We start from the raw sequence: 22,509 nt of genomic DNA on the forward strand, positions 1-22,509 counted from the left end.
ATTGCTACAAAAAACCCGGGGGACCTGCGATGCTATGCGGCGCCGACGCGGCAGAATGGCGATACAGCGACAACATTTGTCGAAACCATGCCAAGCGCCGCTCCTCCGACCGCTCCACCCGCTCCCGAGCCCGCCACGCCCGCCAAGGCGCGCGGAACGCCCACCGCGCCGACCACCAGCGTGGGCCCGCTCACGCCGCACCTGTACGCCCCCGACGCCGTGCGCCCGCTGCGCGCCAAGGAACACTTTTTAAGCGCCGACACGCTGGTCGAACTGCACGAGCACCCGTGGCCGCAACTCACGTTCTCGACCCGCGGCGTGATCCGCCTGAGCACGCAGGACGGCAGCTACATCGTGCCGCCGTCGCGCGCGCTCTGGGTGCCGGCCAACATGCAGCACAGCATCACGCTGATCGAAGACGCCGAGTTGCGCACCGTCTACCTGCACGCCTGGATCGCGCCCACCTGGGAGAAGTGCGAGGTGCTCGAAATCAGCCCGCTGCTGCGCGCGCTGATGCTCGCGCTCGACACCACGCCCGACGGCCTGCCGCCGGCCGACCCGCATGCGCCGCAGCGCGAACGCATGATCGCGCCGCTGCTGGTCGACGAGGTCGAACGCGCCACGCAGATCCGCATCGACGTGCCGTTGCCTTCCGACAAGCGCCTGCGGCAACTGTGCGAGACGCTGCTGCGCAACCCGGCCGACCGCGCCACGCTGGCCGAGCGCGCGGCCGCCATCGGTGCCAGCGAGCGCACGGTGGCGCGCCTATTTCGCGACCAGCTCGGCATGAGCTGGCAGCAATGGCGCCAGCAGGCCGTGATGGCGCATGCGCTGCCGCTGCTGGCACGCGGCATGGCGGTGAGCCAGGTGGCGTCGGCCAGCGGCTACGCCACCGACAGCGCCTTCTGCGCCATGTTCAAGGCAGCCACCGGGCGCTCGCCCACCTCGTTCCAGCACAAGAAACGAACGGCCACCCTTTGATGCCGCAGGGCATGGACGGGGCACGTCATGGGGCTCTGGCAAGATCGGCGACCGACACCATGCACTCACCGATCCCCCTGCACATCGCGGCCGAGACCCGGCCTGCAACGTGGACCGCCGACATCTGGCTGCGCATTCGCCGCCATTTCCTGCTGAAGGCGGTCGGCACCACGGCCTTCACGTGGCTGTTCTTCATCGGCTACTTCCACCTGCTGCGCAACCCGGCCTTTCCGGTCACGGTGATGCCGCTGACGCCGCTGGACCACCTGATTCCGTTCCAGCCCTACACGCTCGGCGCCTACCTGTCGCTGTGGGTGTACGTGGGCTTTGCGCCGGGCCTGCAGCTCACCTTTCGCGAGCTGGTGGTGTACGGGCTGTGGATCGGCGCGCTGTGCCTGAGCGGCCTGGGCCTCTTCTATGTCTGGCCGACGCAGATTCCGCCGCTGAGCATCGACGTCTCGGGCTACCCCGGCTTCGCGATGCTGCAGGGCGTGGACGCGGCGGGCAACGCCTGCCCGTCGATGCACGTGGCGGTCGCCATCTTCACCGCGGTGCGGCTGGCCGACGTGCTGCGCGCGGCGCGCACGCCGTGGCTGTTGCAGGCGATCAACTGGGCCTGGTTTGCCGCCATTGCCTACTCCACGCTGGCGGTCAAGCAGCACGTGGTGCTCGACGCCGTGGCCGGCGCGCTGCTCGGGCTGGCCTTCGCGCTGCCCTCGCTGCGCTGGCGTCCCGGGAATCGCTGACCCGAGGATTTCCCTAGGATCGAAGCGGATATCATCAATCACCATTGATCACATTCACCACAGGCCGAGCGAGGAAGGGATCGACCCCGTGGCCCGCCACCCGCAAGGGACAGGCAGCCCATCGATCAACGGCGGCACAAGACGACAGGCATCGCAGATGAGTTCGCTGAAGGAATTGCAGGACCTGATCCACGAGAAGTACGGCATCGAACCGTCCAAGCTCGACCCCCACGCCTCGATGCGTGAAACCGGCGGACTCGATTCGCTGGCACTGGCCGAATTCCTGTTCGCCATCGAAGACCATTTCGGCATCACCATGCCCGACGAAGACGCGACCATCGACACCCTGGCCGAGCTCGCGCAGCTGGTCGACAAGGTCCGGGCCGCCAAGCCAGCGTGAGCACGCACGAAGTCGCCGTCACCGGACTGGGCGTCATGGCGCCCCACGGCGACGCGCCCGGCGCGCTGTTCGATGCGCTGTTGCAGGGCCGCTCGGCTCTTGCGCCGGTTTTTCCTGAACTCCCCAAACCCGCCGCCGCCGCCACGGTCGCTTTCGACGAAACGCGCTGGTTCACCAAGCTGCAGCTCGCGGGCGTCGACCGCGTGAGCCAGCTCGCCGTGGCCGCCGCCGACCTCGCACTTCGCGACGCCGGCCTGGCCCTGAACGATGCCGGCGTCGATGCCGAGCGTGTCGGCGTCTACGCCGGTTGCGGCATGGGCGGCGCCGCCGCGCTCGAAGCCGCCTACCGCGGCAACGGGCGCGTCTCGCCGCTCACCATTCCCGCCTTCATGCCCAACGCGCCCGCGGCCCACGTGGCGATGCGCAACGGCGTGCTGGGCCCGGTGCTCACGTATTCGGTCGCCTGCGCGTCGTCGTCGGTGGCCATCGCCGAGGCCGCCAAGGCGGTGCAGCGCGGCGAGGTCGACATCGCCATCGCAGGCGGCAGCGAAGCGCTGATCGTTCCGGGCGTGGTGCTGGCCTGGCAGGCCATGCAGACGCTGGCCGGCTTCCAGCCCGGCGAAGCGGCGGGCGCGGTACGGCCCTTTGCCACCGACCGCAGCGGCTTTGCGCTCGGCGAAGGTTCGGCCTTCCTCATTCTTGAATCGGCCGAGCGCGCCCGCGCACGCGGCGCCCGCCGCTACGCCACGCTGGCCGGCTGGGGCCTGAGCAGCGACGCCACCCACCTCACCAAGCCCGATGCGCCCGGCCAGGCCCGCGCACTGCGCGCGGCGCTGCGCCAGGCCGGCCTGCAGCCGCGCGACGTGGGCTACTGCAACGCGCACGGCACGGCCACGCGCATCGGCGACGTGGTCGAGCGCAACGCGCTGGCCGAGGTCTGGGGCAGCGACTTCGACGCCCTGCGCGTCAGCTCGACCAAGGCGCTGCACGGCCACATGCTGGGCGCGGCCGGCGCCATCGAGGCGCTCATCACCGTGCTGGCGCTGCACCGGCGCGAGCTGCCGCCCAACGCCAACTGCCGCGAGATCGACCCCGACTGCCAGATGAACCTCGTCGCCCTCGGCGACAGCGCCGCGCCCACGCTCGACGCCGCCATCAGCAACTCCTTCGCCTTCGGCGGCACGAACTCGGTGCTGCTGTTCCGCCGGGGCTGAGCCGCGTGCTCTTGCGGGCCGTGCGCACCCGTGCCGCTGTGCCCCGCGCGATAGAGACATTCCGGGCGCTCCGGTATGCTGGTGGGCGCTTCTCCCCCCATGTCCGTCCCAGGAGGCCACCATGCACGCTCGCTCCACCTTCGTCGCCCTCGCCCTGCTGGCCGCAGTCGCCTCGGCGCAGGCCAACAACCTGCTCGACCAGCTGAAAGAACAGGCCGGAGCGGCAGTCAACTCGCAAGGCAGCAGCACCGGCAACAGCAGCGCAGGCGGTTCGGCGCTCAGCGGCCTCAGCCTCGGCGGCTTCAAGATGCCTGCCGTCGGCTCCAGCACCATCGGCAGCGCCGCCGGCGTGCTCGAGTACTGCGTCAAGAACAACTACCTCGGCGGCGATGCAGCGTCCGTCAAGGACAAGCTGCTGGCCAAGATCACCGGCCAGAAGAAACAGGAAAACGACTTCGCGAGCGGCGCCAAGGGCCTGCTCAAGGGCGGCGACGGCAAGTCGCTCAACCTCAAGGGGCTGTCGTCGAAGGTCAAGGAAAAGGCCTGCGACTACGTCCTGAAAAACGCGACCTCCCTGATCTAGGCTCTTTCTCTCTCTCCCGCTCTCCGCGCGCGGCGTGCCCGCCGTGCGCGCGCCCCGCTTCATGAATCCGGCTTCCCCTTCCTCCTCCCCCGCACCCTCTGTTCGCCAGCGCCTTGCGCGCTGGGTTCCCTGCCTCGCCTGGCCCCAGCCGTCCGCCGCGCTGCTGCGCAACGAGGCCATGGCCGGCATCACCGTCGCGCTGATGGTGCTGCCGCAGGGCGTTGCGTATGCGGCGCTGGCGGGCATGCCGCTGGTCACGGGCGTGTATGCGGCGCTGTTCCCGGCGCTCATCGCCGTGATGTTCAGTTCGTCGCAGCGGCTGTCGGTCGGCCCGACCGCGCTCACCAGCCTGCTGGTCGGCGCGTCGCTCGCGCCGCTGGCGGTGGCGGGCAGCGACGAGTGGGTGGCGATGGCGGTGTGGCTCACGCTGATGTCGGGCGCGATCCAGATCGTGCTCGGCGCGGGGCGCTTCGGCTGGCTGCTGCGGCTGGTCAATTCGCCGGTGCTGATCGGGTTCACGCAGGGCGCGGCGGTGCTGATTGCGATCTCGCAGCTGCCCGCGCTCCTGGGCTTCACGGGCCGCACCATTCCGCAGGTGTTGCAAGGCGGGCCATTGCCCGACCTCACGGCCATCGCCTTCGGCCTGGGCAGCATCGCCGTGCTGTGGCTGGGCAAGCGCTGGGTGCCGCGCTTCCCGACCACGATGGCACTGGTGGCCGGTGCCGCCGCCATCAGCTGGACCATCAACTACGCGCTGCGCGGCGGCGCCGTGGTGGGCGCCTTGCCCTCGGGCCTGCCTTCGTTCTATTGGCCCGGCCTGCTGCCGGCGCACACCTTCAGCGCGCTGGTGCTGCCGGCGCTGATGATCACGCTGGTGAGTTTTCTCGAGACCGCATCGAGCGCCAAGGTCGACAACGGCCGCGCGGGCACGCTGTGGAACGAAAACCAGGACCTGATCGGCCAGGGCCTGGCCAAGCTGGCCTCGGGCTTCTCGGGCGCGTTCCCCACCAGCTCGTCGTTCTCGCGCTCGGCGATCACGCTCTATGCCGGCGCGCAGACCGGCTGGGCGACGCTGTTCAGCGTGGCCGTGGTGGCCGGTGCGCTGCTGTGGCTCATGCCGCTGCTGTACCACGTGCCGCAGGCGGTGCTGGCGGCGGTGGTGGTCACGGCCATCCTCGGGCTGGTGAAGCCGTCGAGCTTCACTGCGCTGTGGCGCATCTCGAAGCTGGAGGCCGGCATCGCCTTCGGCACCTTCGTGCTCACCATCGCCACCGCGCCGAGCATCTACTGGGGCGTGCTGGGCGGCCTGCTCGCCAGCCTGGCGCACTACATGTACCGCCACCTGCACCCGCGCATCATCGAAGTGGGCCTGCACCCCGACGGCAGCCTGCGCGACCGCCACCTGTGGAAGCTGCCGCCGCTCGCGCCGCAGCTCTATGCCGTGCGCATGGACGCCGAACTCGACTTTGCGTCGGCCTCCACGCTGGAGCGCGCGCTCACGGTCGCGCTGGCCGAGCGCCCCGACCTGACCGACGTGTGCCTGTTCGCACAGCCCATCAACCGCATCGACATCACCGGCGCCGAAGTGTTCGGTTCGATCCGCCGGATGATGGAGTCGAAGGGCGTGCGCCTGCACCTGAGCGGCATGAAGCTGCCGGCCATGCAGGTGCTCGAACGCGCCGGCCTGCTCACACCGGGGCCGATGCTCTTCAGCTACCGCACCGACGCCGAGGCGCTGGCCGCGCTGATGCCGCGCATCGACGTGCCCGAAGAGGCCGAAGCCGCGGCCTGACCGCGCGCCTCTCTTCGCAGACGCGGGCGCCATGAAAACCACCATCGAAGAACTGGTCGCCTTCCGCGCCGTGGTGGACACCGGCTCGATCACCGCCGCGGCCGACCAGCTCGGCCAGACCGTGTCGGGCATCAGCCGCGCGCTGAGCCGGCTGGAACAGAAGCTCGGCACCACGCTGATGCGCCGCACCACGCGGCGGCTCGAACTCACCGAGGAAGGCGCCGCCTTTTTGCAGCGCACGCGCGCCATCCTCGACGCGATCGACGACGCCGAGGAACACATGGCCGCGCGCCGCCAACAGCCGGCCGGCCGGCTGCGCGTGAACGCGGCCTCGCCCTTCATGCTGCACGCCATCGTGCCGCTGGTGCCGGAGTTCCGCCGGCTCTATCCGCAGATCAGCCTGGAACTCGACACCGACGACCTGCCCATCGACCTGCTGGAGCGGCGCACCGACGTGGCGATCCGCATCGGCCCGCTGCGCGATTCGACGCTGCATGCGCGCCCGCTCGGCACGCACCGGCTGCGCGTGCTCGCAAGCCCCGCGTACCTCGAGGCCCACGGCAAGCCGCGCAAGGTGGACGAACTGGCCGGCCACGCGTTGCTGGGCTTTACCCAACCCGAGTCGCTCAACCGCTGGCCCCTGCGCGGCGTGCAGGGTGACGAATGGACCATCGCGCCCACCGTCGTCGCGTCGAGCGGCGAGACGCTGCGCCAGCTCGCGCTGGCCGGCGTGGGCATCGTCTGCCTGTCGGACTTCATGACCGCCACCGATCGCGCCAGCGGCGCGCTGGTGCAGGTGCTGCCGAAGGACACGGTCGATGTGCGCCAGCCCGTCAACGCCGTGTACTACCGCAACACGCAGCTGTCGGCGCGGATCACGTCGTTCCTCGATTTCCTGTCGCAACGCATGGCCTGACCGGCTGGGTTCAGCCCGGCGGCATCCGCTCGAACTTCGGCAGCGCCGGGTCGAGAAAGTCCCAGGCGTGCCCGCGCACCGCGTACGTGACCGCCTGCGGCCGATAGCGCCCCGGGTCGTCCAGGCTTGCGGCGTGCACGGTGAAGACGCCGGGCATCGCGGCGAAGGTCATGTACACAGGCGAGCCGCAGGTCGGGCAGAAGGCGCGCGTCTTGACGTTGCCGCTGTCACCCTTGAGGCGCCACAGCGTGGCCGCGCCGGTCTGTTTCACCTCGGCGCCCGCGAAGCTGAGGTACGAGCCATGACCCGTGCCGCTCTTGCGCTGGCAGTCGAGGCACTGGCAGTCGTTCTGGAACACGGGTTCCCCTGAAATCTCGTAGCGAATGGCGCCGCACGCGCAACCGCCGGTGTAGGCCGGGTTCATGGTTCTTGCCCTTTCGAAGTGATGAAGGGCAATCTATTCGAGCAAGGACGTGAGGCGGGAGTAACAAGATCGTCGCGAAACCGATGCGCGTCGTGCCGACCGCCGACGGCACTTCGGCCTTCACGGCCCCTGCGTGACCACCAGCCGCTCCACCGCCGCCGACGCAATCTCGTAGCCGCTCACGCCCATGTCCGCCGACGCGTAGCGCGCCGCCTTCAGCGTGCCGCTGACGCGCACCGTGTCCATCGCATGCAAGCCCTTCACGGGCGCAGGCGCGATCACGTGAACGATCTGGTTGGCGGGCGGCGGTGGGGTGTGGATGCAGGCGCCGAAGTACGGCACCAGCAGGAAGTCGCGGATGCCGTCGGGCGTGGCGTCGAGCGGCACGACGAAGCCCGAGAGCCTGGCGGCGGTGCCGTCGAGCGCGACGTTGACCGGCGCGTTGTCCCAGACGGCACGCATCTCGTCGAGCATCTGGATCGCGCGCGGATCGTTGTCGCGCAGCGCCTCGAGGCTGATGTTGCGGTAGCGCTGGGTCGGGTCCCAGTCCTTGGGGATCAGCGTGTCCCACGCCAACTCCTGCGCGGCGGGCGCGCTGGCGGGGCCCTGCCCCTCTGCGGCGTCCGGGCTGCAGGCGGACAGCAGGGTGCCCGCGACCGCCATCAGCAGCACCATCATTCCCACGCGACGAACAAGAACACTCATGGCCCCGATTGTGCTTGCCGAAGGCGACCCGGCGCTCGGGGCGGGCCGGAAGACCCGCTTCGGAACGAATGGCACACCCATGGCACCCATGTGGCACAAAGGCGGGCACCGCGCCAGAATGCCGCACCACGACCACGAGGAGATCCGCATGGCACCCACAGGATGGCTTGGATTGACGTCACTCGGCACGGTTCACACCGCGATCAGCCTGATCGCCGTGTTCGCGGGCCTCTGGGCCCTGCTGCGCTACAAGGAAATCACCCTGCGCACCGGCCTGGGCCAGGTCTTCGTCTGGACCACGGTGCTGACCTGCCTCACGGGCTTCGGCATCTTCCAGCACGGCGGCTTCGGAAAGCCGCATGCGCTGGGCATCATCACGCTGGTGGCGTTGGCCGTCGGCGCGCTGGCGGGGTACGGGCGGCTCGGGGCGAAGTCGCGCTACATCGAGGCCGTCGCCTATTCGGCGAGCTTTCTCTTCCACTGGATTCCGGCCTTCACCGAAACGCTGACGCGCTTTCCGCTGGGCGCGCCGCTGCTGCCGAGCGCCGAGGCGCCCGAGTTGAAGGCGATCACCGCGGTGCTCGGCGCGCTGTACGTGGTCGGCGTGACGCTGCAGATCAAGCGGCTGCGCGGCGACAAGCCGGTCAGTCCTGCACCCGCCCGCGCAGGTTCTTGATCTGCGAACGCTGGCTCTTGCCTTCGAGCCGGCGCTGCTTCGAACCGTAGGTGGGCTTGGTGGCGCGCCGCACGCGCGGCGGCGTGGCCACGCTGTCGATCACCGCCTGCAGCCGCGCGAGCGCGTCGGCGCGGTTCATCTCCTGCGTGCGGTGCTGCTGAGCCTTGAGCACGAACACGCCTTCCTGCGTGATGCGGCTGTCGCGCAGGGCGAGCAACCGTTCCTTCACGTCGGCGGGCAGCGAGCTGGCGTGGATGTCGTAGCGCAGATGGATCGCGCTCGACACCTTGTTGACGTTCTGCCCGCCCGCACCCTGCGCGCGGATGGCGCTGATCTCGACTTCGTCGGGGTCGAGCAGGAGTGGGGGGCGGAGCATGCCCGCGAGTGTGCCTTCAAACGCGTTCAAACACGGCGGCAATGCCTTGCCCGCCGCCGATGCACATCGTCACGAGCGCATAGCGGCCGCCGGTGCGGTGCAGCTCGGCGATGGCCTTCGTCGTGATGATCGCGCCGGTCGCGCCCACCGGGTGACCCAGCGAAATGCCCGAGCCGTTCGGGTTCACCTTGGCGGGGTCGAAGCCCAGTTCCTTGATGACCGCGCAAGCCTGTGCGGCGAACGCTTCGTTCGACTCGATCACGTCGAAGTCGCTGACCTTCAGGCCCGTGCGTTCCAGCACCTTGCGCGTGGCCGGCACCGGGCCGATGCCCATGTACGCGGGTTCGACGCCAGCGTGCGCGTAGCCGACCAGACGTGCCAGCGGCTTCAGGCCCAGCGCCTTCACACGGCCACCTTCGGCGAGCACGACGGCGGCGGCGCCGTCATTGATGCCCGAGGCATTGCCGGCGGTGACGAGGCCGTCCTTCTTGAATGCGGGCTTCATCTTCGCGAGCGTGTCAACGGTGGTGTCGGCGCGCACGTGCTCGTCGGTGTCGAACAGCACGACGCCCTTGCGCGTCTTCACTTCGACCGGAACGATCTGTTCCTTGAAGCGGCCCGCGGCAATCGCGGCGGCGGCGCGCTGCTGGCTGGTCACGGCCAGTTCGTCCATCTGCTCGCGCGTGATGCCGTAGCGCGCGGCCACGTTCTCGGCCGTGATGCCCATGTGGATCTTCTCCCACGGGTCGTGCAGGATGCCCAGCATGTAGTCGACCAGCACCGCGTCGCCCATGCGTGCGCCGTAACGCGCCGAGGTGTCGAAATACGGGCCGCGGCTCATCGATTCCGAACCGCCGCCGATGGCGATGTCGCAATCGCCCAGCGCAATCGCCTGCGCTGCCGACACGATGGCCTGCAGGCCCGAGCCGCACAGGCGGTTCACGTTGAAGGCCGGTGTCTCGATGGGGCAGCCCGCGTCGATGGCGGCCACGCGGCTGAGGTACGCGTCCTTCACGTCGGTGGGAATCACGTTGCCCATCACCACATGGCCGATGGCGTCGGCGGCCAGGCCACTGCGTTCGATGGCGGCCTTGACGGCGGTGGTGGCCAGTTGCGTGTTGGGCACGTCTTTCAGTGCACCGCCGAAGGTGCCGATGGCGGTGCGGGCGGTGCCGACCACGAAGATGTCGCGTTGGGTCATGGTGTGTATCTCCTGGATTAAAAAAGGGTCATCGGCCGGTGAAGGCCGCGGGCTTCTTGCCGAAAAAGGCATCGAGGCCGATGCGGAAATCGTCGGTGGCCGCGCACGACTGGAACGCGGCCGACTCGGCGTCGAGTTGGCTCGCGAGGTCGCGGTCGAGCGAGCCGCGCATCAGCCGGCGCAGGTTACCCAGCGCCACGGTCGGGCCCTTGGCCAGCCGCTGCGCGAGGGCCATGGCTTCGGATTCGAGCTCGGCCGCAGGCACCACGCGGTTGATGAGGCCCATGCGCTCGGCGGCGGCGGTGTCGTAGGTGTCACCGAGCATCGCGATCTCCAGCGCGCGGCGCATGCCGACGAGCCGCGGCAGCGCCCACGACGCACCGACATCGCAGCTGGTGCCGATGTTCACGTAGGCCAGGTTGAAGCGCGTGCCTTCGGCCGCGAGCACGAAGTCGGCCTGCAGCATCAGGCTCAGGCCCGCGCCGGCCGCCACGCCGTGTACCTGTGCGACCAGCGGCGCGTCCATGGCGTCGAGCACGGTCAGCGCCTCGTGCAGCGGGCCGATGAGGTCGGCCGCGCCCTGCTTCGGGTCAGCGCTCAGCACGCCGAGGTCGCCGCCGGCCATGAAGCCTTTGCCCGCGCCGCTCAGCAGCACGGCGCGCACGCTCTTGTCAGCGGCCAATGTGCGCGCGGCCGCGAGGAAGGCGGTGGCCATCGGCACGTCGATGGCATTGAGCGCGGCCGGCCGGTTGAAGCGCAGCGTGGCCACCGCGCCTTCGCGGCCCACCAGCAGTGGCGAAGAAGAAGTCTGTGGGGTTGTCGTCATGTCTTTGCTTTCGTCGGGGCGCGCTGCAGCACGCCGTTGAGCAGCAGCTCGATGCCCTGGTCGGCGATCTGGTCGGGCGTGAGGTCGCCGTCGGGGCGGTACCAGCGGCCGATCCAGCTCAGCGCGCCGGCCAGCATGAAGGCCGCCATCTTGGCGTCGCAGGGCGCGAGTGCGCCTTCGGCCACGCCCTCTTCGATCAGGCGGCGGAAATGCCCGTCGATGCCGGCCTTGAGGCGGCGCAGTTCCTTCTTGAGCGGATCGGGCAGCGGGTCTTCGCCGATGCGGATCACGCACATGCCGAAGTCTTGCGTGACCACGCCCGAGTAGATGCGCATGCAGGCCTTGAGCTGGTCGATGGCGCTGCCGCCCGCGGCGCGCACCTCGCCGATGCCGGTCTGCATGAGGTCGAGCGCCATCTTCACGCACTCGAGCAGGATCTGGTCCTTGTTCTCGATGTAGTAGTACAGCGTGGGCTTGCTCACGTTGAGCCGCTCGGCAATGTCGTCGAGCGAGGTCGCGTGAAAGCCGCGCTCGTTGAAGAGCTGGGCGGCCGTGCGCAACACGGCCATGCGCTTCACCTCGCGCTGCTGCGCGCGACGGTCGGCGGGTTCCCACGGAGAGGGGGGCGCTGAGGCTGGAACGGCGGAAGAACGGGGCATGGGGTTTGTGCGGGCGGGGAAAGTCCCGATGCCGCGACCTGCGGCGAACACAGACATTACCGACCAGTAGGAATTTTACGGGCCAGTAGCATTTCGCTGCTGGACACAAACCCTGACCTTGCGGCGCGCCCCTTAGCCATGCCTGACGAGACCCGACGGGAACCCTCCATGTCCGCACCTTCCGCCACGGCCCCGGTGCTGCAGGCCGAGGCGTTGACGCTGGCATTCGGCGGCGTGAAGGCGCTCACCCATGTCGGCTTCAGCGTCGCGCCCGGCTCCATCACCGCGGTGATCGGGCCCAACGGCGCGGGCAAGACCTCGCTGTTCAACACCATCTCGGGCTTCTACAAGCCCTCGCAGGGCCGCGTGCTGTTCGAGGGCGCGGACATCACCCGCCTGCCCGCCCCCAGGCGCGCCGCGCTCGGCCTGGCGCGCAGCTTCCAGAACATCGCGCTGTTCCGCGGCATGACCGTGCTCGACAACATCAAGCTCGGCCGCCACACGCACCTGAAGACCAACGTGTTCGACGCCCTCTTCTACCTGGGCCGCGCACGCCGCGAAGAGGCCGAGCTGCGCCGCGACGTCGAAGAACGCATCATCGATTTCCTCGAGATCGACCACATCCGCCACGCCTCGGTGGCCGCCCTGCCCTACGGCCTGCAGAAGCGCGTCGAGATGGCGCGCGCGCTGGCCATGCAGCCCAAGGTGCTGATGCTCGACGAGCCCGTGGCCGGAATGAACCGCGAAGAGACCGAAGACATGGCGCGCTTCATCCTCGACGTGCGGCGCGAATGGGGCATCACGGTGCTGATGGTCGAGCACGACATGGGCATGGTGATGGACCTGTCGGACCACGTGGTGGTGCTCAACTTCGGCCAGGTCATTGCGCAAGGCACGCCGGCGCAGGTGCAGGCCGACCCCGAAGTGATCCGCGCCTACCTCGGCGCGGGCGACGTGGGCGAGCTGCGCCGACGGCTGCGCGGTGAAGCTGCCGTGGGAGCCGCGTGATGGATTGGGCCTACCTCTTCGAGATCGCGCTCACCGGCATTGCCGGCGGCGGCCTGTATGCGCTCGCGGCGCTGGCCTTCGTGCTGGTCTACAAGGCGACGCGCGTGGTCAACATCGCCATCGGCGAGATGCTGATGGTCGGCGCCTACCTGTTCTTCACCTTCGCCGCGAGCTTCTCGCTGCCGATCTGGATGGCGGTGCTGGGCTCGGTGATCGGTACCGGCCTGCTGGGCGCGGTGATCGAGCGCACCATGATCCGCCCGCTGCTGGGCGAGCCGCCGATCTCGGTGTTCATGGTGACGGTGGGGCTGGCGTCGATCCTCGTCGGGCTGGTCGAGATCATCTGGACCGCCGACCAGCGCCGCCTGCCCGAGTTTTTGCCGAACACGCCCGTGATGGTCGGCGAGGCCTTCCTGGCGCCGAAGATCGCTTATGGCGCGCTGATCGCCGTGGTGCTGATCGGGCTCGTGCTGCTGCTGTTCCGCTTCTGGCGCGGCGGCGTGGCGCTGAGGGCCACGGCCTCGGACCAGGCTGCCGCGTACTCGATGGGCATCCACGTGCCGCGCGTGTTCTCGCTCGCCTGGGTGGCCTCGTCGATGATCGCGGCGGTGGCCGGCATCATCGTCGGCGCCATCGGCGGCATCTCGTCGTCGATGGGCGTGTTCGGGCTGTCGGTGCTGGTGGTGGTGATCGTCGGCGGGCTCGACAGCGTGCTGGGCGCGCTCGTCGGCGGCGTGCTCATCGGACTGATCGAAGCGCTGGCCGGCTCCTACCTCGGCGGCGAGTACAAGCTGCTCGCCACCTTCATCGTGCTGGTGTTCGTGCTGATGGTGCGGCCGTACGGCCTCTTCGGCACGCACGAGATCGAGAGACTCTAGCCATGCGCATCGGCACCCTCAAGCAAAGCTACACCGCCGACGCGGCGCTGTTCGATTCGCGCACGCAGAAGGTGTGGCTCGCGGTCGGCGTCGCGCTGCTCGTGCTGTTCCCCTTCATGGCCAGCGACTACTGGCTGTACCTCGCGTGCCTGGTCGCCATCAACGTGGCGAGCGCCACGGGCCTGAACATCCTCACGGGCTACACGGGCCTCGTGAGCCTCGGGCAGGCCGCGTTCATGGGCCTGGGTGCGTACACCGTCGCGATCATGCAGACGCGGCTGGGCACGCCCTTCCTGCTGAACATCCTCGCGGGCGGCGTGGTCGCGATGCTCGGCGGATTGATCGTCGGCATTCCCTCGCTGCGCGTGAAGGGCCTGTACCTGGCGATCGCGACCATCGCCGCATCGTTCATCACGCACTTCCTGTTCGCCAACCTCAAGCTCACGGGCCGCACCACGGGCATTTCGCTGCCGCCCGCGCAGCTCTTCGGCCTGCCGCTGGACACCTCGTTCCGCCTGTACTGGGTGATCGTGCCGGTGATGGTGCTCATGGTGCTCGGCGCGGCCAACCTGTTTCGCACGCGCGTGGGGCGCGCCTTCATCGCCATCCGCGACCGCGACATCTCGGCCGAGGTGCTGGGCATTCCATTGCTGCGCTACAAGCTGCTGTCGTTCGGACTCTCGTCGTTCTACGCGGGCGTGGCGGGCGGGCTGTGGGCCTACTTCTTCCGCGTGGTCACGCCCGAGAGCTTTCCGCTCTTGATGTCGATCTTCTTCCTGGCCGCCATCATCGTCGGCGGCATGGGCACGATCCTGGGCGGCATCTTCGGCGCGGTGTTCATGACCATGGTGCCCGAGCTGCTCAAGCTGGTGGTCGACCTGCTGCCGGGCGGCGTCGAGATGACCGTGTTCCTCTCGCCGGTGCGCACCGTCGTCTTCGGCCTGCTCATCGTCGGATTTCTGGTGTTCGAGCCGCACGGGCTCGCAGAAGTGTGGCGGCGCATACGCCGCTTCTTTCACCTATGGCCGTTCCGTAACTAGAACCAGGAGACACACATGCCCAAGACAACGAAGAAGCCTTCTCACCAGCGCCGCGCCCTGCTGCTCGCAGCCGGCCTGGCCGCCACCGTGCCCTTCGCCGCGCACGCGCAAGCCAACGAGGACATCGTCATCGGCGGCTCGATCCCCATGACCGGCGTGTTCGCCTTCGCGGGCGTGGGCATCAACGCCGGCATTGCCGACTACGTGAAGATCGTCAACGACGCAGGCGGCATCAAGGGCCGCAAGCTGCGCTACGTGCCGGAAGACACGGGCTACAAGGTCGACGTATCGGTGGCGGCCTTCAAGAAGATCACGAGCCAGAACAAGGTCAACCTCTACTACGGCGACTCGACCGGCTTCTCCAAGACCATCAACCCCGAGCTCGACCGCAGCGGCCAGATCCTGATGGCGGGCGCGTCGTTCGCCACCGAGCTCAACGACCCGGCCAAGTACCCGAACCAGTTTCTCGTGGGCCCCGACTACACCGAGCAGATCGGCATTCTTCTGCGCCACATCGCCAAGGAAAAGCCGGGCGCGAAGGTGGCCTTCGTGTACTCCGACTCCGAGTTCGGCCGCGACCCGATCGAGGCCAGCGAAGCCGCCGCGAAGAAGCTGGGCCTCAGCGTGCCCGTGAAGCTCATGACGCCCGCGGGCAGCGTCGACGTGTCGACCGAGGTCATCAAGCTGCGCCGCGCCGCGCCCGACTACACGATCTTCCACGGCTACATCCTCGCGCCCATTCCCGAGTTCGTGCAGCAGGGCAAACAGATGGGCATGACCAGCAAGTGGATGGGCACCTTCTGGACCATGGACAGCTCCACCGTCATGAAGATGGGCGAAGGCGGCGACGGCTTCATGGGCGTCATGCCCTACCGCTACTACTACGACACCACAGCCAAGGCGCCGATGCTCGACAAGATCCGCGCGCTGCGCCCCGAGTACCAGAGCACGGCCTACACGCAGGGCTTTCTCACCGCCATGCTGTTCACCGAAGCAGCCAAGCGCACGCTCGATGCAGGCAAGCCGCTCGATGGCAAGAACCTGAAGGCGGCGCTCAACACCATCAAGGACTTCGACACCGGCGGGATCATCGGCACGCCGATCACCATCAAGGGCAACTCCATCCCCGTGGGCCGCGTCTACAAGGCCGACATGAAGGCGCAGAAGATGGTGCCGGCGTCGGACTGGATCGCACTGAACTGACCGGCACGATGGACGCGCGCGCGGCACCACCCGACCTCGTCTTGGAGGTCAACAACATCGAGGTGGTCTACAACAAGGTCGTGCAGGTCTTGCGCGGCCTGTCGCTGGCCGTGCCGCGCGGGAAGATCGTGGCGCTGCTGGGCAGCAACGGCGCGGGCAAGTCGACCACGCTGAAAGCGGTGTCGGGCCTGCTCGCGCTGGAAGACGGCGAGGTCGAGGCCGGGCGCATCGTGTTCGACGGTGCACCGACCGAACGGCTCGCACCGCAGCAGCTGGTGCGGCGCGGCCTGAGCCATGTGATGGAAGGCCGGCGCGTGTTCGAAGACCTCACGGTCGAAGAGAACCTGGTGGCCGCGACCTATGCGCTGACGGGGCGAGCGGGCGCTGCGCCTGCCTCGCGCAACTTCGACGACGTCTATGCCTACTTCCCTCGCCTGCATGAGCGCCGCAAGGGTCTTGCGGGCTACCTCTCGGGCGGCGAGCAGCAGATGCTCGCCATCGGCCGCGCGCTGGTCGCGCAGCCTCAATTGATCTTGCTCGACGAGCCCTCGCTGGGCCTGTCGCCCAAGCTGGTGGAAGACATCTTCACGATCATCGCGCGCATCAACGCCGAGCGCGGCACCTCGATGCTGCTGGTGGAACAGAACGCCAGCGTGGCACTGGCCATTGCGCACACGGGCTACATCATGGAAAGCGGCAAGGTCGTGATCGACGGCAGCGCCGAACGCCTCGCAGCCGACCCCGACGTGCGCGAGTTCTACCTGGGCGTGGGCGGCAGCGGCGAATCGCGCAGCTTCCGCGAGCTGAAGCACTACAAGCGCCGCAAGCGCTGGCTGTCATGACGATGAACCCGCTTCCTTCGCTCACGCTGCCGCAGATGCTGCGCGAGCAGGCGCGCCTGCAGCCGCAGCGCATCGCGATCCGGCAGAAGGACTTCGGCATCTGGCATCCGCTGGACTGGGCCGGCTACCTGCAGCGCGCCAGCCGCTTCGGCCTGGGCCTGCACGCGATGGGCCTCGCGCCCGGCGGGCACCTGGGCGTGATTTCCGAGAACCGCGTCGAATGGCTGCTCGCGCAGATGGGCGCGGGGCTCATCGGTGCCGTGACCGTGGGCGTGTATCCCACCAGCCCGAGCAACGAGGTCGCCTACGTGGTCGGCCATGCCGACATCGAAGTGATCGTCTGCGAAGACCAGGAGCAGACCGACAAGGTGCTCGACGCGCTCGACCAGCTGCCGCGCCTGCGCAAGATCATCGTGATCGAGACCAAGGGCCTCGCGAGCTACCCGCCCGAGGTGCGCGAGCGCATCGCGACCTTTGCCGAGGTCGAGCAGGCCGGTGCCGAGGTGCTGGCACGCGACGGCAGCGCGCTCATCGACGCCGCGCTGCAGCGCCAGACGCTCGCCGACATCGGCTTGATGATCTACACCTCGGGCTCCACCGGCAAGCCCAAGGGCGCGATGATTTCGTACCGCAACATCCGCGGCGTCGTGCCCGGCATCGTCGAGCGGCTCGGGCTCGACGGCAGCACCACGCACCTGTCGTACCTGCCGCTGTGCCACGTGGCCGAGCAGATGCTCACGGCCTTCGTGCCGCTGTACCTGGGTTCGCAGGTCAACTTCGGCGAATCGATCCGCACCGTGCAAGAAGACCTGCGCGAAGTGGCGCCCACCATGTTCCTTGGCGTGCCGCGCATCTGGGAAAAGCTGCACGCGGGCATCAGCATCAAGATGCAGGAAACCGGCAGATTGCAGCGCGCGTTGTTCCGCAAGGCCATCGAGGCCTGCGCGCCGCTGGCCGAGAAGCCGCGCAGCGCCTGGACCCTGGCCGAGCGCGGCCGTTTCGCCCTCGCCTACTGGACCGTGCTGCGCGCGCTGCAGAACTTCATCGGCCTGCGCCGCGCACGCATCGCGCTCACGGGAGCGGCGCCGATTCCTGCGGACGTGGTGCGCTTCTTTCGCACGCTGGGCGTGCCGCTGGTCGAGGTGTACGGGCTCACCGAATCGACCGGCATGGTCGCGGGCCATCGCGCCGACGCGGTGACCATCGGCACCGTCGGCCCGCCCACGCAGGGCACCGAGCACCGCGTGGGCGAAGCGGGCGAGCTGCTGGTGCGCGGCAACATGGTGTTCGAGGGCTACTACAAGAACCCCGAAGCCACGGCCTCATCGATCCGCGATGGATGGCTGCACACGGGCGACGTGGTGCGCGAGGAAGCCGGTGGCCAGCTGCGCATCGTCGATCGGCTGAAGGACATCATGATCACCGCCGGCGGCAAGAACCTCACGCCCTCGGAGATCGAGAACACCATGAAGGGCAGCCCCTTCATCAAGGAATGCATCGTGGTCGCGGACGGCCGCAAGTTCGTCGGCGCGCTGCTGCAGATCGACTACGAGACGGTCGGCAAATGGGCCGAAGCCCAGCGCCTGCCGTTCACGCACTTTCGCTCACTGGTGGAAGAACCCAAGGTGCGCGCGCTGATCGAGGCCGAAGTGGCGCACGGCAATGGGAAGCTGGCGCAGGTGTCGCAGATCAGACGTTTTCATCTGCTCACCAAAGAGTTGGACCATGACGACGGTGAAGTCACCGCCACCATGAAGGTGCGGCGCTCCAGCATCTACAAGTCTTACGCCAACGAGATCGAGGCGCTGTACAGCGCCTGATCGAGAAGAAAGAGGCTCAGTCGCCGCGCACGGGCCGCGCCCGCACGTCGGTCACATCGTCGGCCGGGCCCAGCACGACCGGGCTGCGCACCGATTCGCCGCGTGCACGGGCGCTGACCACATCCGCTGCCGTGGGCTCGGCCGGCTGCTGTGCCGCATGGCGAAATCGGTCGAAGCCCGAGCGGGGGTTGAAGCGCATGACCCAAGGCGTGACGGGCTTGCCCGTGACGCGCCCCCAGGCGTAGCGCACACCCCACACCGCCGCCAGCAGCAGGGCCGCCACGGCCAGGCTGGCCGCGAAGACCAGCCCCAGGAGCAGAAGAATGACGCGAAGAATGAAGTTCATCATCCGAGGTTAGGCTGATGCAGCCGCCGTTGGTTCCCCGCCCTTGCGGAACGAGAACTGGCCCGGCGACTGGATCGGGTCGGTTTCGACCTCGATCGTGTCCTTCGGCCCGAAGCTGCCGTCGAGCAGCAGCCGCGAGAGCGGGTTCTCGATGCGCTGCTGGATGGCGCGCTTGAGCGGACGCGCACCGAACACCGGGTCGAAGCCGACCTTGGCGATTTCGGCCAGCGCCGCGGGCGACACCTCCAGGCCCAGGTCCATCTTCGCCAGACGCGCCTTGAGAACCTTGAGCTGGATCGCGGCGATCGATTCGATGTTCTTCGCGTCGAGCGCGTGGAACACGACCGTCTCGTCGATGCGGTTCAGGAACTCGGGGCGGAAGTAGTTCTTCAGCTCGTCCCACACCGCTTCCTTGATGTCCTCGCTGGGCTGGCCCACCATCGCCTGGATGATCGGCGAGCCTATGTTGCTGGTCATCACGATGACGGTGTTTTTGAAGTCCACGGTGCGGCCCTGGCCGTCCGTGAGGCGGCCGTCGTCGAGCACCTGCAGCAGCACGTTGAACACGTCGGGGTGGGCCTTCTCGACCTCGTCGAGCAGCACCACGCTGTAGGGCTTGCGGCGCACGGCTTCCGTGAGGTAGCCACCCTCTTCATAGCCCACGTAGCCCGGCGGCGCGCCGATGAGGCGGGCGACCGAGTGCTTCTCCATGAACTCGCTCATGTCGATGCGGATCAGGTGGTCTTCGCTGTCGAACAGGAAGCCCGCGAGCGCCTTGCACAGCTCGGTCTTGCCCACGCCCGTGGGGCCGAGGAACAGGAACGAACCCGTGGGACGGTTCGGGTCAGACAGGCCCGAGCGCGAACGGCGGATCGCATTCGCGACCGCGCCGATGGCCTCGTCCTGGCCGACGACGCGCTCGTGCAGCTTGTCTTCCATGACGAGCAGCTTGTCGCGCTCGCCCTGCATCAGCTTGGCGACCGGGATGCCGGTGGCGCGCGCCACGACCTCGGCGATTTCTTCCGCGCCGACTTGCGTGCGCAGCAGCGTGGGCGCGCTCGACTTGCCCTTGTTCGCCTCGCTCTCTTCGGCTTCCTTCAGGCGCTTCTCGAGCGCAGGCAGCTGCCCGTATTGCAGCTCGGCGACCTTGTTGAAGTCGCCCTTGCGCTTCCACTCTTCGATCTGGAACTTGATCTTGTCGATGTCTTCGCGCACGTGCGCGCTGCCCTGGGCCTGGGCCTTCTCGGCCTGCCAGATCTCGTCGTAGTCGGCGATTTCCTTCTGCAGTTTGTTGATCTCGTCCTCGATGAGGCCGAAGCGCTTCTGCGAGGCTTCGTCCTTTTCGCGGCGCACGGCTTCGCGCTCGATCTGCAGCTGGATGAGGCGGCGGTCGAGGCGGTCCATGACCTCGGGCTTGGAGTCCATCTCGATCTTGATCTTGGCCGCGGCCTCGTCGATCAGGTCGATGGCCTTGTCGGGCAGGAAGCGGTCGGTGATGTAGCGGTCACTCAATTCGGCCGCGGCCACGATGGCCGGGTCGGTGATCTGCACGCCGTGGTGCACTTCGTATTTTTCCTGCAGGCCGCGCAGGATGGCGATGGTGGCCTCCACGGTGGGCTCGCCCACGATGATCTTCTGGAAGCGGCGCTCCAGCGCGGCATCTTTCTCGATGTACTTGCGGTACTCGTCGAGCGTGGTGGCGCCCACGCAGTGCAGCTCGCCACGCGCAAGCGCGGGCTTGAGCATGTTGCCCGCGTCCATCGCGCCTTCAGCCTTGCCGGCACCGACCATGGTGTGCAGCTCGTCGATGAAGACGATGGTCTGGCCTTCGTCCTTCGCGAGTTCGTTGAGCACGGTCTTCAGGCGCTCTTCGAACTCGCCGCGGAACTTGGCGCCCGCGAGCAGCGCGGCCATGTCGAGCGACAGCACGCGTTTGCCCTTGAGCGACTCGGGCACTTCGCCCGCGACGATGCGCTGCGCCAGGCCTTCGACGATGGCGGTCTTGCCCACGCCGGGTTCGCCGATGAGCACGGGGTTGTTCTTGGTGCGGCGTTGCAGCACCTGGATGGCGCGGCGGATTTCTTCGTCGCGACCGATGACCGGGTCGAGCTTGCCCAGGCGGGCGCGCTCGGTGAGGTCCATGCAGTATTTCTTGAGGGCTTCGCGCTGGCCTTCGGCATCGGCGCTGTTCACGCCCTGCCCGCCGCGCACGGCCTCGATGGCCGATTCGAGCGACTTGCGGCTCAGGCCGTTGTCCTTGGCGAGCTTGCCGATGTCGGCCTTGCTGTCGGCCACGGCGAGCAGGAAGAGTTCGCCCGCAATGAACTGGTCATTGCGCTTGATGGCCTCCTTCTCGGTCGCCTGCAGCAGCTTGCCCAGCTCGGGGCCGACCTGCACGATGTCGTGGCCCTGCACCTGGGGCAGTTTCTTGATGGCGCCTTCGGCGGCCTGCAGCAGCCCGGGCACGTTGACGCCAGCACGCTCCAGCAGGGCACGTGGGCCGTCGTCCTGGCGCAGCATCGCGACCAGCAGGTGGGCCGGTTCGATGTAGGCGTTGTCGTTACCGAGCGCCAGCGTCTGGGCGTCGCTCAGTGCTTCCTGAAATTTGGTGGTGAGTTTGTCTTGTCGCATGGTGGTATTCCTGCATCCAAAATAGGGCTGTTCGGGCACGATTCAAGGTTGTGAATCGGATTTGCACCCTGGGCACGGGTATTGCACCGGGCCCCGCACCTTCCTGCCACAGGCATTTCTCTCTTTATCTCGAATGGAGTCGATCATGGTTTTTTCAATGCAGCGCGTCCAGCCGATGCGCCGCGCGTTCAGCGTGGGTCTTTTGGCGGCTGCCCTGGGCATGGCCGGTCTGGCACAGGCCCAGAGCGGCACGCCGGTGCGCATCCTGGTGGGCTTTCCCGCCGGCGCGGGCACCGACGCCATTGCGCGCACCCTGGGCGAAAAGCTCAAGGACGTGCTGGGCGTGCCCGTGGTGGTCGAGAACCGCGCGGGCGCGGGTGGGCAGATTGCGGCGCAGGCGCTGAAGGCCGCGCCGGCCGACGGCCACACGCTGTTCCTGTCGCATGACCACTCCATCTCGATCCTGCCGCAGGTGGTGAAGAACCCGGGCTTCAACCCCGCGACCGACTTCGTGCCCGTGGCCGGCTTTGCCACCTTTGCCAACGTGCTGGCGGTGTCGGGCGGCACGCCGGCCAAGAGCATCGACGAGTACGTGAAATGGATCCGCACGCAAAAGGGCGGCAAGGAAACCATAGGCGTGCCAGCGCCCGCGTCGATCCCCGAGTTCCTCGTGAAGATGATCTCGGACAAGTACAAGATCGACGTGCAGCCCGCACCGTACCGCGGCAGCGCGCCCATGACGGCCGACATGCTGGGCAACCAGATCACGGCAGGCATCGCCTCGGTGCCGGACTTCATCGAGAACCACCGCGCGGGCAAGGTGCGCATCGTGGCGTCCATCGGCGCCAAGCGCCAGGCGCTGCTGCCGAACGTGCCGACCTTCACCGAGCTGGGCTTTGCGAACCTGGAAGACCTGCCCTACTACGGCATCTTCGCGCCGGTGGGCACGCCGCAAGCGGTCATCGACAAGTACGGCGATGCACTGCAGAAGGTGCTGGCCATGCCCGACGTGAAGCAAAAGCTCACCACGATGGGCCTCACGGTCGGCTACGAGCCCCAGGGCCAATTCGCGGGCCGTGTGCGCAGCTACACGCAGACCTGGGAAAAGATCATCCAGGCGAGCGGCTTCAAGCCCTGACCCGCACGGCCTGACACGGCCGTCACCTGGGTGATCTTCCGGCCTGCTGGGGTCCCACTACGATGGGACCTCAGCTTCCAAAAACAAAGCCGGAGACACATCCC

Annotated in this window: 23 protein-coding genes; 15 read left to right on the top strand and 8 right to left on the bottom strand. The window is 68.0% G+C overall.

The genetic code is table 11. The annotated features are described in order from the left end of the window. Positions 1-87: 87 nt before the first annotated feature. The 7 genes from GFK26_RS29155 (at position 88) to GFK26_RS29185 (ending at position 6,632) form a co-directional block, all read left to right on the top strand. Complete coding sequence (locus GFK26_RS29155; RefSeq protein WP_194273976.1) at positions 88-981, top strand: AraC family transcriptional regulator; 894 nt, start codon at positions 88-90, stop codon at positions 979-981. Between the two features lie 59 nt (positions 982-1,040). After that, positions 1,041-1,727: a phosphatase PAP2 family protein gene (locus tag GFK26_RS29160; protein ID WP_153285034.1), complete on the top strand. Its 687-nt coding sequence runs from the start codon at positions 1,041-1,043 to the stop codon at positions 1,725-1,727. A gap of 157 nt (positions 1,728-1,884) precedes the next feature. Continuing rightward, positions 1,885-2,127 carry an acyl carrier protein gene (locus GFK26_RS29165; protein ID WP_099796257.1) on the top strand — a complete coding sequence of 81 codons (243 nt, stop codon included), beginning with the start codon at positions 1,885-1,887 and terminating at the stop codon, positions 2,125-2,127. After that, positions 2,124-3,341, top strand: coding sequence for a beta-ketoacyl-[acyl-carrier-protein] synthase family protein (locus GFK26_RS29170; protein WP_153285035.1), 1,218 nt, complete (start codon positions 2,124-2,126; stop codon positions 3,339-3,341). Before GFK26_RS29165 ends, GFK26_RS29170 begins: the two co-directional genes overlap by 4 nt. Positions 3,342-3,462: 121 nt before the next feature. After that, positions 3,463-3,924, top strand: a complete 462-nt coding sequence (locus GFK26_RS29175) for a DUF2501 domain-containing protein (protein ID WP_153285036.1) — start codon at positions 3,463-3,465, stop codon at positions 3,922-3,924. Positions 3,925-3,985: 61 nt separating this feature from the next. Next, complete coding sequence (locus GFK26_RS29180) at positions 3,986-5,716, top strand: SulP family inorganic anion transporter (RefSeq protein WP_153285037.1); 1,731 nt, start codon at positions 3,986-3,988, stop codon at positions 5,714-5,716. A 31-nt stretch (positions 5,717-5,747) separates the two neighbouring features. Beyond that, on the top strand, positions 5,748-6,632 hold the full coding sequence (locus GFK26_RS29185; RefSeq protein ID WP_153285038.1) for a LysR family transcriptional regulator: 885 nt from the start codon (positions 5,748-5,750) through the stop codon (positions 6,630-6,632). A gap of 10 nt (positions 6,633-6,642) precedes the next feature. On the opposite strand, the gene GFK26_RS29190 is transcribed toward GFK26_RS29185, so the two are convergent. Both GFK26_RS29190 and GFK26_RS29195 read right to left on the bottom strand, forming a co-directional pair. Continuing rightward, entirely contained in the window at positions 6,643-7,056 is a 414-nt protein-coding gene (locus GFK26_RS29190; protein ID WP_153285039.1) for a GFA family protein, read from the bottom strand. A gap of 120 nt (positions 7,057-7,176) precedes the next feature. After that, positions 7,177-7,761: a DUF3299 domain-containing protein gene (locus tag GFK26_RS29195; protein ID WP_153285040.1), complete on the bottom strand. Its 585-nt coding sequence runs from the start codon at positions 7,759-7,761 to the stop codon at positions 7,177-7,179. A 148-nt stretch (positions 7,762-7,909) separates the two neighbouring features. Between GFK26_RS29195 and GFK26_RS29200 the strand changes: the two genes are divergently transcribed. Beyond that, positions 7,910-8,437, top strand: a complete 528-nt coding sequence (locus GFK26_RS29200) for a hypothetical protein (RefSeq protein ID WP_095950800.1) — start codon at positions 7,910-7,912, stop codon at positions 8,435-8,437. Here GFK26_RS29200 and arfB read toward each other — a convergent pair. The 4 genes from arfB to GFK26_RS29220 are packed head-to-tail and all read right to left on the bottom strand — an operon-like array spanning position 8,406 to position 11,499. Next, entirely contained in the window at positions 8,406-8,813 is a 408-nt protein-coding gene (gene arfB / locus GFK26_RS29205; RefSeq protein ID WP_153285041.1) for an alternative ribosome rescue aminoacyl-tRNA hydrolase ArfB, read from the bottom strand. The genes GFK26_RS29200 and arfB overlap by 32 nt on opposite strands. Positions 8,814-8,829: 16 nt before the next feature. Next, positions 8,830-10,014: an acetyl-CoA C-acyltransferase family protein gene (locus tag GFK26_RS29210; protein WP_153285042.1), complete on the bottom strand. Its 1,185-nt coding sequence runs from the start codon at positions 10,012-10,014 to the stop codon at positions 8,830-8,832. A 28-nt stretch (positions 10,015-10,042) separates the two neighbouring features. Then, the gene (locus GFK26_RS29215) at positions 10,043-10,840 is read right to left on the bottom strand and encodes an enoyl-CoA hydratase/isomerase family protein (protein WP_153285043.1); all 798 of its coding nucleotides are present in this window, start codon (positions 10,838-10,840) and stop codon (positions 10,043-10,045) included. Then, a complete protein-coding gene (locus GFK26_RS29220) occupies positions 10,837-11,499 on the bottom strand; it encodes a TetR/AcrR family transcriptional regulator (protein ID WP_319360428.1) in 663 nt (220 codons plus the stop codon). The genes GFK26_RS29215 and GFK26_RS29220 overlap by 4 nt, the downstream gene beginning before the upstream one ends. 168 nt (positions 11,500-11,667) lie before the next feature. On the opposite strand from GFK26_RS29220, the gene GFK26_RS29225 reads away from it, so the two are divergent. From GFK26_RS29225 to GFK26_RS29250, 6 genes are read left to right on the top strand one after another with little or no spacing between them, the layout of a single operon-like run. Continuing rightward, a complete protein-coding gene (locus GFK26_RS29225) occupies positions 11,668-12,507 on the top strand; it encodes an ABC transporter ATP-binding protein (RefSeq protein WP_153285045.1) in 840 nt (279 codons plus the stop codon). Continuing rightward, on the top strand, positions 12,507-13,385 hold the full coding sequence (locus GFK26_RS29230) for a branched-chain amino acid ABC transporter permease (protein ID WP_056583166.1): 879 nt from the start codon (positions 12,507-12,509) through the stop codon (positions 13,383-13,385). Before GFK26_RS29225 ends, GFK26_RS29230 begins: the two co-directional genes overlap by 1 nt. A 2-nt stretch (positions 13,386-13,387) precedes the next feature. Continuing rightward, positions 13,388-14,425: a branched-chain amino acid ABC transporter permease gene (locus tag GFK26_RS29235; RefSeq protein ID WP_153285046.1), complete on the top strand. Its 1,038-nt coding sequence runs from the start codon at positions 13,388-13,390 to the stop codon at positions 14,423-14,425. 15 nt (positions 14,426-14,440) lie between these two features. Then, entirely contained in the window at positions 14,441-15,628 is a 1,188-nt protein-coding gene (locus GFK26_RS29240) for an ABC transporter substrate-binding protein (protein WP_153285047.1), read from the top strand. Positions 15,629-15,636: 8 nt separating this feature from the next. Beyond that, positions 15,637-16,470 carry an ABC transporter ATP-binding protein gene (locus tag GFK26_RS29245; RefSeq protein WP_153285048.1) on the top strand — a complete coding sequence of 278 codons (834 nt, stop codon included), beginning with the start codon at positions 15,637-15,639 and terminating at the stop codon, positions 16,468-16,470. Between the two features lie 2 nt (positions 16,471-16,472). Continuing rightward, on the top strand, positions 16,473-18,290 hold the full coding sequence (locus GFK26_RS29250; protein WP_153286146.1) for an AMP-dependent synthetase/ligase: 1,818 nt from the start codon (positions 16,473-16,475) through the stop codon (positions 18,288-18,290). Between the two features lie 16 nt (positions 18,291-18,306). Here GFK26_RS29250 and GFK26_RS29255 read toward each other — a convergent pair whose 3' ends face one another. Beyond that, a complete protein-coding gene (locus tag GFK26_RS29255) occupies positions 18,307-18,636 on the bottom strand; it encodes a hypothetical protein (RefSeq protein ID WP_228121805.1) in 330 nt (109 codons plus the stop codon). A gap of 9 nt (positions 18,637-18,645) precedes the next feature. Continuing rightward, entirely contained in the window at positions 18,646-21,267 is a 2,622-nt protein-coding gene (gene clpB, locus GFK26_RS29260) for an ATP-dependent chaperone ClpB (RefSeq protein ID WP_153285050.1), read from the bottom strand. A 145-nt stretch (positions 21,268-21,412) separates the two neighbouring features. Here clpB and GFK26_RS29265 point away from each other — a divergent pair, with 145 nt between their 5' ends. Continuing rightward, the gene (locus GFK26_RS29265) at positions 21,413-22,405 is read left to right on the top strand and encodes a Bug family tripartite tricarboxylate transporter substrate binding protein (RefSeq protein ID WP_153285051.1); all 993 of its coding nucleotides are present in this window, start codon (positions 21,413-21,415) and stop codon (positions 22,403-22,405) included. The last annotated feature ends 104 nt before the right edge of the window (positions 22,406-22,509 follow it).

This window comes from Variovorax paradoxus, assembly GCF_009498455.1.
Taxonomy (GTDB): Bacteria; Pseudomonadota; Gammaproteobacteria; order Burkholderiales; family Burkholderiaceae_C; genus Variovorax; species Variovorax paradoxus_H.